8 protein-coding genes are annotated in these 9,275 nt (G+C 50.6%); 7 read left to right on the forward strand and 1 reads right to left on the reverse strand.

Annotated features, from left to right (window positions below; translation table 11 throughout):
• The first annotated feature begins 328 nt into the window (after nucleotides 1–328).
• The 4 genes from BOC67_RS24600 (at nucleotide 329) to BOC67_RS24615 (ending at nucleotide 3,195) form a co-directional block, all read left to right on the forward strand.
• Nucleotides 329–907, forward strand: coding sequence for a LemA family protein (locus BOC67_RS24600; RefSeq protein ID WP_073083892.1), 579 nt, complete (start codon nucleotides 329–331; stop codon nucleotides 905–907).
• Between the two features lie 66 nt (nucleotides 908–973).
• On the forward strand, nucleotides 974–1,429 hold the full coding sequence (locus tag BOC67_RS24605; RefSeq protein ID WP_291914783.1) for a TPM domain-containing protein: 456 nt from the start codon (nucleotides 974–976) through the stop codon (nucleotides 1,427–1,429).
• Nucleotides 1,430–1,468: 39 nt separating this feature from the next.
• Entirely contained in the window at nucleotides 1,469–2,248 is a 780-nt protein-coding gene (locus tag BOC67_RS24610) for a YgcG family protein (protein WP_291914785.1), read from the forward strand.
• 23 nt (nucleotides 2,249–2,271) lie between these two features.
• Nucleotides 2,272–3,195 carry a hypothetical protein gene (locus BOC67_RS24615; RefSeq protein WP_291914787.1) on the forward strand — a complete coding sequence of 308 codons (924 nt, stop codon included), beginning with the start codon at nucleotides 2,272–2,274 and terminating at the stop codon, nucleotides 3,193–3,195.
• A gap of 59 nt (nucleotides 3,196–3,254) precedes the next feature.
• Here the strand turns inward: BOC67_RS24615 and BOC67_RS24620 are convergent, their stop codons facing one another.
• The gene (locus BOC67_RS24620) at nucleotides 3,255–5,798 is read right to left on the reverse strand and encodes a M1 family metallopeptidase (RefSeq protein WP_291914789.1); all 2,544 of its coding nucleotides are present in this window, start codon (nucleotides 5,796–5,798) and stop codon (nucleotides 3,255–3,257) included.
• A gap of 133 nt (nucleotides 5,799–5,931) precedes the next feature.
• Here BOC67_RS24620 and BOC67_RS24625 point away from each other — a divergent pair, with 133 nt between their 5' ends.
• The 3 genes from BOC67_RS24625 (at nucleotide 5,932) to truA (ending at nucleotide 8,778) form a co-directional block, all read left to right on the forward strand.
• Nucleotides 5,932–6,429: a biotin/lipoyl-containing protein gene (locus BOC67_RS24625; protein WP_291914791.1), complete on the forward strand. Its 498-nt coding sequence runs from the start codon at nucleotides 5,932–5,934 to the stop codon at nucleotides 6,427–6,429.
• Nucleotides 6,430–6,466: 37 nt separating this feature from the next.
• On the forward strand, nucleotides 6,467–7,957 hold the full coding sequence (locus BOC67_RS24630) for a DUF4476 domain-containing protein (RefSeq protein WP_291914793.1): 1,491 nt from the start codon (nucleotides 6,467–6,469) through the stop codon (nucleotides 7,955–7,957).
• Between the two features lie 65 nt (nucleotides 7,958–8,022).
• Nucleotides 8,023–8,778, forward strand: coding sequence for a tRNA pseudouridine(38-40) synthase TruA (gene truA / locus BOC67_RS24635; RefSeq protein WP_291914795.1), 756 nt, complete (start codon nucleotides 8,023–8,025; stop codon nucleotides 8,776–8,778).
• Nucleotides 8,779–9,275: the final 497 nt, after the last annotated feature.

The following is a 9,275-nucleotide window of genomic DNA, read 5'->3' on the forward strand; positions in this document are numbered from 1 at the left end:
GTAGTAATCGACTCTGTCCCATTCATTATTGCGGCGACTCTGCCGTTTTAACAGTCACACCGCGGTGTAAAGGTACGTATAAACATACTGTTTTGACATGAAATTTTCAATCAATGGATGAACTTTTTTTAAAATTTATCGTTTCGCTTTCCGTTAGTCTTTTAGTAACTTTCTTTACCTTCATCCGGGTACCGGCTGTTTTTTGACGTTCACCGCCATTTTTGCAGCTTTTACCGGAGAATTAACTACTTACACCGGCCTCAGGCAAAACGGGAATAAGTTTTGCACAGAGTCCGGCAAACCTATAAACAATTAAATTCTAACTCAGATGAGAACAGGTATTATTGTACTTATTGTACTTGCACTTTTGGTAATGTTCGGTTGTGGTAAATACAACGGAATGGTTAAGCAGGATGAAAATGTGAAAAATAAATGGGGTGCTGTACAAAGCGCTTACCAGCGCCGTGCGGACCTGATCCCGAACCTGGTAGCCACCGTGAAGGGCGCCGCCAACTTTGAAACAGAAACGCTGACCAAAGTAATGGAAGCCCGCGCCAGCGCTACCCGTGTAAACGTAAACGTGGACGATCTGTCTCCTGAAAAAATTCAGCAGTACCAGGCCGCCCAGGGCCAGCTGTCCCAGGCTTTAGGCCGCCTGCTCGCCGTGTCAGAAGCGTATCCTGACCTGAAAGCCAACCAGAACTTCCGGGACCTGCAGGTGCAGCTGGAAGGCACTGAAAACAGGATCAACGTAGCCCGTAACGACTTCAACGACGCCGTAAACGGTTACAACAGCGCCATCCGTACCTTCCCGAACAACCTCGTGGCCGGTATCACCGGTTTTAAGGCTAAAGGGTACTTCACCGCCGACGAAGGCGCCAAAGATGCACCGAAAGTTCAGTTCTAATATTTACAGAATTGAGAAGTCCCCGCCCCAAAGCGGGGACAATCTCTCCGATAAATCCTTCCATCAATGCGGATTTTCCCTTTTAAACGAAAAGAAATTTTTTCAGAGTCGGAGAAGAACAGACTTGTGCAGGCAATCCGGGTGGCGGAAAGACTCACCTCCGGAGAAATCAGACTTTTTGTAGAAAGCCATTGCCAATACGTGGACCCCATGGACCGCGCCCGGGAAGCATTCCTGTCGCTCGGCATGGAAAAAACCAAACAGCGCAATGGCGTATTGTTATACGTGGCCATCAAAGACAGGCAGTTTGCCATCCTCGGGGATCAGGGAATTCACGATAAGGTAGGAAACGACTTCTGGGTAAAAGAAGCCAACCTCCTCCTGAAACACTTCAAAGACGCACAAATCATCGAAGGTATCGAAGAATGTATCCGCGAAATCGGAGAGTCCCTCCGTACGCACTTCCCGCATGAAGCCGGCGACGGCAACGAGCTGCCGGACGACATCGTTTTCGGCAAATAGCCTGGGTCCACGCTTTTAAAACGTTTTTAGCTATATACAATGAGGATATTACGTTGGTTCCTACCGGGACTCTTACTGTTGACGGGACTGCTGGCCAATGCGCAGAATATCCCACCCAGACCCAATCCTCCCACCCTGGTGAACGACTTCGCAGGCGTACTCCTCCGCGAAGAAGACGACGCTTTGGAACGCAAATTGGTGGCATATAACGATAGTACTTCCACCCAGATCGCTGTAGTTATCATTAAATCTGTGGGGGAATACGATATCAGCCAGGTGTCATTGAAAATTCTCCGCGATTGGGGAATTGGTACCAAAGGCAAGAACAATGGGATATTGATACTTGTTGCTGTAAATGACAGAAAGATCAGGATCGAAACCGGATATGGAGCTGAAGGGGCGCTTCCTGATGCATTAGCTAATCAGATTATCAGCCAGGACATCAAGCCTGCTTTCCGTGAAGGTCACTACTACCAGGGCCTCGATGATGCGACTACCAGCATCTTCAAGGCGATGAAGGGTGAATATAAAGCCGACCCCCGTAACAGTGAGCCAGGTATAAGCCCTGGCGTGCTCTTTATCATCATTATCCTCATCATCCTGATCATCTCCTTCCTCGGAAGAGGCGGCGGCGGATCGGGTGGCGGCGGTCGCGGTACAACCTACAACCGCAGAGGAGGCTGGATATGGCCGGTGATTGGTGGTATGGGAGGCTTCGGCGGCGGCGGTGGCGGCTGGTCCGGTGGTGGCGGAGGCGGCGGCTTCGGCGGCTTCGGAGGAGGCTCAGGAGGCGGCGGCGGCGCCAGTGGCAGCTGGTAATCTACCATTAAATCACATGAATTATGTCGTCTTACCTGCACGTCTTGAATGGAGATGCTTCGCTTACCTTGTTCCGGCAAAGTAAGCTGCCCGGTGAACCCGTCGTTTGCAGGGAAGTAATGTGCGAAGGAAAAGTGAAGTACACCAAAGACCCCGAAGAATTCTTCGAAAGCAGAGCCAAACACCTCGAATTTCACTACGGTATCGATAAACAGTCTTACCATACACAGGTGGTGCAGGAACTGGAGAAACTCAAACCCTCCGGTTCCTCCCCATCTGAAATCCTCCTCTGGTTCGACCACGACGTCTTCTGCCAGTTTAACCTCCTCTTCATTATCCACCTCATCAGGACCAGGTTCAAAGAGTTACCCCCCATTTCCCTGGTGGACTTTCCCCGGCATCCGGACTTGTCCGCATTCGATCATTACATGGAGACCCGGGTACAGCTTACCCCGGCCGACCTCGAAATGGCCGACGACGCCTGGGACGCCTTCTGCCTTGATACGCCGCAGGCGCTGGAACTCTTTGCCCGCATGAACACAGGTAACCTCAAACACCTCAGCGCCGCTATAGCAGCGCATTTACCAAGGTTCCCCAATACGGATAACGGCCTCAATATCATCCAGGAGTTTTTCCTGCAACGGCTGGCCATGGGTAGCTACCGCTGGTACGACCTCTATAAATTATTCTGGGATACCATGCCCATCTACGGCTTTGGGGATTTCCAGCTGGATATCATGATCAACCGCATGAGCCGGGCGGGCGTGTTGGAGCAGGACGACCAGATGCTGCGCATCACCTCCCTGGGCATTGAAGTACTGGAAAACGAAGAAAATTATATTGACTACACCTCCATGGAACACCGGTGGCTGGGCGGAGTGCGGCTCAAAACAAGCCCCTGGCGCTGGAGTAAAACCCTGAAGCGGCTGGTAGCGATCGACAAATAATAAAAAAAGCAAGCGGTGTACATCCGCTTGCTTTTACTTGTATGCTATAACGTAAACGACTACTCGCCTTTACTTTCTTTAATCACTTTCGCTTTTTCCCTCATATAAGCAGCCTGTTGTTGCAGCGCCTCCTTATCCGCGCCGGTAGCCCGGATGGCAGCCTGGCTCTTCGCCTGGGCAATCTCTTCCAGCCAGTTGGAGATGTATTTATTCACCTGCGCATTTTTAAACTGCTCGGTCATCGCCTGCACCTGGTCTACTCCTTTGGTTACCGCCGGCGTGTTGTTGATTTTGGAGAGGAAGCCGAGGTAATCGAAAGCCGCGTTCAGCTTGTCCTGGCCGCCGGTTTCTTCAAATTTTCTGGCGATGAATTCCAGGTCATCCACATTGCCTTTCTGCGCAAAAAGCAGGGTGATGGCGTTCACCAGCTTGCCTTTGGCATCGTGCTGCAGGGTTTTGGCCGCCTGGTAAGCTTTTTCAGTATCCAGCTGTCCGAGCGCTTCCAGCGCTGCGCCTTCCACCCCGTAGGACGGATCTTTGATGGCGGCTTCAAACAGTGGCAGGTATTGCTGATCCTTCAGGGAGCCCAGCTTTTTGATGGCCGCAGCCCTTGCAAGGGCGTTTTTATCTGTTTTTGCAATGTTCTCCACTTCCTTGATGGTGGCGGATCTGATAGCTTCGTTGTTATACTTCAACCCTTCGATGGCCAGTACGCGCAGGCCGTGATATTTGTCTTTCAGGGCAGCCTGCAATACTTTCAGCGCTTCGGGGTTGCCGGATTGCAAGTCCACCGCCTCTTCGATTGCCAGGCGCCTGTCCATATAGTTACCCGCATGGGCATACTGGTAGGCGTAGGTGCTGAAATCGCGGTGATCGTCCTTCTTCGCGAGCAGTACCTTATCCGCATCCACGTTCACGAGGTCCGGTTTGCTGCTTACGTTGAAGGTAAAGGAGTCGATACGGTTTTGCATAAATACCTCGTGGCGCGTTTTCTTACCGCCGGCATAAATGTCGATCGCCATAGGCAGCTGCCATACCTTCTCGTCTTTCTGGATTTGCTGCAAAACCACCGTTACCTTGCCCGGCGCATATTTATAGCTGATGTCCAGCTGTGGCATGCCTTGCCCGAAATACCACTGGTTGAAGAACCAGTTCATATCCCGGCCGGTAACTTCTTCCACTGCCAGGCGCAGCTGGTGCGCTTCTGTGGATTTGAAGGCATAGGTTTTCAGGTAGAGGTTGAGGGACTTGAAGAAGGCGGAGTCGCCCACGGCGTTGCGCAGCATATGCAGGATGCAGCCACCTTTCTGGTAGGTGATCTGGTCAAACATATCTTCCTTATCCACATAGTGGAAGCGTACGAGGTGTTTATCGCCGCTGTATTGTACCATTTGCATGTACTGGTTGCCGTTGTCGAGCAGGTGCTCATCAGCAGCGTCCTTGCCGTACTTGTGTTCCAGCCAGAGGTATTCGCTGTAATCCGCGAAGGATTCGTTGACGGTGAGGTTGCTCCAGGATTCGGCAGTCACCAGGTCCCCGAACCAATGGTGAAACAGCTCATGGGCAATCACGTTCTCATTGTAGTTGTTATTATCGAGCAGCTCCCGGTCGGTTTTCTGCAGGAATTCCCCGTGCAGGGTAGCCGTGGTGTTTTCCATGGCGCCTGAAACGTAGTCCCGGCCGGTAATCTGGGAGTATTTCACCCATGGGTATTCGTAGTCCAGGATGTTGGAATAGAAGGAAAGCATTTCCGGCGTATTGCCAAAAATATTCCTGGCGTATTTTTCAAATGGCTTTTCCACATAGTAGCTCACTTCCTTGCCTTTCCAGGAATCTTTAACCACGGCATAGTCGCCTACGGCCATCATAAACAGGTAAGGGGAGTGGGGGAGGTCCATTTTCCACGTATCAGTACGGGTGCCGTTGGCGTTTTGTTTCTGGCTGACGAGCTTGCCGTTGGAGAGTGTCACGTACTTTTTATCCACCGTCATGCTGATCTCCTGGGTGGTTTTCTGGTTCGTTTTATCGATGGTAGGGAACCATACGGAGGAGCTTTCCGTTTCGCCCTGCGTCCAAATCTGGATAGGTTTGTTAGGGTCCTTACCGTCAGGATTGATGAAGTACAGGCCTTTGGCGTCGGAAATGGCGGCGCTGCCCTTTACTTTCAGCTCATTGGGCTTGGCCGTATAGCTGATAAACACCGTGTATTTTTCGTTGGCGGTGTAGGTTTTATTCAGGCCAATATGCAGTTGCATATGGTCGTAGGAATATTTTAAAGGCAGGTTTTTACCATTTTGCACCAGCGCTACTTCCTTGATATCCATGCCTTTGGCATCGAGGGTGAGGGAGTCCGTACTGTAAAAATGCGGTTTGAGGGTAATCCATGCTTTTCCATAGAGATAGCATTTGGCATAGTCAAAGCTCACATCCAGTTTGGTATGTACCAGGTCGTTAATTTTGGTAGCGGAGGCGCGATAGATTTTTAACAGGGAATCTTCAGGGGTTAATTGGGCTGACTGGGCGCTGGCCTGCGGGCCATATCCCAGGCAGGCCGCTCCGCCGAGCAGCAGTCCAAGGGCAGACACCTTCAAATGTTGAATCATGCAATAAAGTTTTGTGTGAATATCCGGTTTACTTTTCAGTAAAGAGGGTCAAATTTAAACAAATGGGTGAATAACGAGGTAAGTGGTTAAAAATGCTATTTTTGTTTAAGATAGGGCCTAAAACAGAATTATCATGATCAAAGCAATAGTGAATGGTAAAAGCGCTTTTACCGTCAATAAAGAGCAGGAAATCACCGTAGACGGACAACCGGTGGATTGGTCCGCCGTAGCGCTGCCCGGTGGCGATTACAGCGTTATTATGGACGGCTTTAGTTACCAGGCCCAGGTAATTAAGGTGGATAAAGAGGCAAAAACCGTATTATTGCAAATAAATCAGCAGCAGTACGAAGTAACCATAGAAGAACCAATAGATCAGCTGCTGGCCGCCATGGGTATCAAAGATGCCATGGCTAAAAAGGTAAATGACATCAAAGCCCCCATGCCGGGACTGGTATTGAAAGTACTCGTAGAACCAGGTCAGGCAATCAGGAAAGGAGATCCGGTATTAATACTGGAAGCAATGAAAATGGAGAATGTCTTCAAAGCTGCCGCTGATGCCATCGTCAGGGAAATCAAAGTTTCAGAGCGTACCGCAGTGGAAAAGGGGGAAGTACTGATCGTACTGGAATAATATTTGTTCAGGAGAGATTTTATACCATCAAATAAGTATGCTTTTTAATTACAGGACAGTCATATCCATGTGTATCTGCCTGTTGTTCGGTATCGCTTTGCGGGCACAGAACGAACAGCGGCAGCATTACTATGTGTATATCCAGAGTGAAAAGGGTCAGCCTTTTTACGTGAAACATAATGGCCAGGTACTCAGTTCTTCCGAGCGGGGTTACCTGATCCTCCCAAAGCTCAGTAACGGCACCACCCCCATCACCGTGGGATTTCCGAAGAACGAAGCGCCTGAACAGCATTTCGACCTCAAGGTGGGTGCGAAGGACCAGGGGTTCCTCCTGAAGAAGGCCACTGCCAATGCTTATACGCTGTATAACCTGCAAACTTTCCGGGAACTGAAGTCCGATAACCTGTTGCTCGCCGCCGGCGAAACCAGGCAGGAAGCGGAGCAGGAAGTAGCGGAAGTTACCGATACCGCTAAGGAAACCCTGACCAAAATGCAGGGGGACCTGGAGAATGCCCTCGGCAGCAGCGCTACCATTACCGGCCCTAAAAAGCCCGCCAAAAACGGGAACAGTTTTGCCTCCGCATTGGATAAGGTGGTGGTAAGCGGAGATGACAGGGAAGAGGTGGTGGAAGAAGCGCCGGCTCCGCCAAAGGCTACTGTGAAAAAGCCGATGAAGGAAGTGCAGGAAAAACTGGAACGCGCCCCGCTGACGGACGAGGAAAAAGCCATCCTGGCCCAGGTAATGGCCGAGGAGAGCCGCACTGCCGCCAGCGAAGCCGCAGCGGCGGATGTAGCGAAAGCCGCTGACGCCGCCGAAGAAAGGCGGAACCGTCATAAACGCAAGAAAGAGAATAGCCCTGATTTCATAGACTTCCAGGAGGAAGGGAAGCCGGCAGCCGCCGCCACCGCCCCGGCCGAAGTGCCTGCGGCAGTGGAAGAGCCCTCCACTCCCCGGAAAAAAAGAAGAAAGGAAGAGAAAGAAGTTCGTACAGGCGAGATCGTTACTGATACCAGCGGTTACGGCGTAGCCATATACGAGCAGTCAGAAGAAACCGCTGCGAAAAAGAAACGGCGTAGAAACGCCACCGCTGATGACGCCACTCCTGTAGCGGCGGCCGATGCCACTGAAGCAGCCGCAGCGCCGGTTTCTTCCCCCAAAAGAAAAAAAAGAACTGAAACCATAGCGGAAAATGAAGAGGATAAGCCGGCTGCCAGCAAGCGCCTGATCAATACGGACTGCGGCAATATCATGGACGACGGGACTTTCAAAAAGCTGCTGCGCAAGTTTGTGAGTTCCAGTACGGACGATGGTATGCTGGACGTGTTCCGCAGGCAAACCCGTAATTACTGTATGGAAACCGCCCAGGTGAAAACGCTGGCCCAGCTGGTAGTGGGGGAAGATGCCCGCTATCGCTTGCTGGATATGGCTTACAGTAAAACTTACGATACCGAGAAGTACGGCTCCCTGGAATCTGTATTGACGGACAACTATTATAAGGGCCGTTTCAAGGCCATGCTGCATAAGTAATGAAGCGCCCTGGCGGCGTTTGCGGCTTTTAATATTATCCCTGTTTCGTATTACCTTCGCGCCATATGAAAAGGTATTTTATTGAGGTAGCATACAAGGGGGCCGCCTACAGCGGCTTCCAGGTGCAGGAGAATTCCCATACCGTACAGTCGGAGATCGACCGGGCATTGAGCATTTTGTTCCGGGCGCCGGTTGTTACTACGGGCAGCAGCAGAACGGATGCCGGCGTGAATGCGCAGCAGAACTTCCTGCATTTTGATACGGACCTGCCTTTGCATCCTCAGTTCCTCTATAAGATCAACGCTATTTTGCCGGCGGATGTGGTGTTGCGGCAGATTTACGAAACGCCGGAAACGGCGCATAGCCGCTTCGACGCCCTGAGCAGGTCGTACGAATACACGTTGTACACCCACAAGGACCCGTTCATGCAGGACAGGGGGTACTTTTTCCCTTACAAGCTGGATGCGGGCGCTTTGCAGGAGGCAGCGGCGGTGCTTATGGAGTACAGCGACTTTTCTACTTTCTCCAAGCGCAATACGCAGGTAAAGACTTTCATCTGTAAGATAGCGGAGTCCCGTTGGGATATTGGCGCGGAGCGTTTAGTCTATCACGTTACTGCGAACCGTTTTCTGCGCGGAATGGTGCGGGGCCTTGTTGGTACTATGTTGCGCGTGGGCCGCGGGAAGCTGACCATGGAGCAGTTCAGGCAGGCGATAGAGAGCAGGGATTGTACCAATGCGGATTTCGCGGTGCCGGGGCAGGGTTTGTTCCTGATGAAAGTGCGGTATCCGGAGGGGTTATTGGCCCCGGTTTTCCCATAGAAGCGAAAAAAAATATGCTGCCAAAACGCTTTACTGTAAAGGGTTTTGGCATTTTTATTTTTTGGGGGAAAAGAAAAAGTTGGCAGATTGGAAAATCCGCGTACCTTTGCAGCCCGGTTCAATGAAAGTGCCGGATTTTAAAGTTCTTTACGATAGGGTATCGGTTCCCGTTTTCACCCGTTGAATAGTCCATCAGATGTATTGCCAGTGCAGCGTTTGAAGAGACCGGAAGTGAAAAATAAATTCAGAAAAATTTTGAAAAAAATTTGGAAGAAATAAAAAGTTGATTACCTTTGCAACCCCAACGATAACGGGGCGATAAACGAAAAGCGATTATCGGATTGAAATACTGAAAATGTACGCCTGAAGGGCACAGGGATCGGATCTCTTACATTTACAATAAGCTAAGTAATTAGCGAAGTTCTTTGAAAGATTGGAAACAACAGCACGAATCAAATTAGTGATAGTTTGATTCAAACACAGGTAATGTTTAAGCT

Source organism: Chitinophaga sp. CB10, from assembly GCA_001870995.2.
Lineage (GTDB): Bacteria > Bacteroidota > Bacteroidia > Chitinophagales > Chitinophagaceae > Chitinophaga.

Bases quoted from the DNA above. Each gene is read 5' to 3' on its own strand.
- BOC67_RS24600 (WP_073083892.1), top strand. From the start codon at position 329: ATGAGAACAGGTATTATTGTACTTATTGTACTTGCACTTTTGGTAATG.
- BOC67_RS24605 (WP_291914783.1), top strand. From the start codon at position 974: ATGCGGATTTTCCCTTTTAAACGAAAAGAAATTTTTTCAGAGTCGGAG.
- BOC67_RS24610 (WP_291914785.1), top strand. From the start codon at position 1,469: ATGAGGATATTACGTTGGTTCCTACCGGGACTCTTACTGTTGACGGGA.
- BOC67_RS24615 (WP_291914787.1), top strand. From the start codon at position 2,272: ATGTCGTCTTACCTGCACGTCTTGAATGGAGATGCTTCGCTTACCTTG.
- BOC67_RS24620 (WP_291914789.1), bottom strand. From the start codon at position 5,798: ATGATTCAACATTTGAAGGTGTCTGCCCTTGGACTGCTGCTCGGCGGA.
- BOC67_RS24625 (WP_291914791.1), top strand. From the start codon at position 5,932: ATGATCAAAGCAATAGTGAATGGTAAAAGCGCTTTTACCGTCAATAAA.
- BOC67_RS24630 (WP_291914793.1), top strand. From the start codon at position 6,467: ATGCTTTTTAATTACAGGACAGTCATATCCATGTGTATCTGCCTGTTG.
- truA (WP_291914795.1), top strand. From the start codon at position 8,023: ATGAAAAGGTATTTTATTGAGGTAGCATACAAGGGGGCCGCCTACAGC.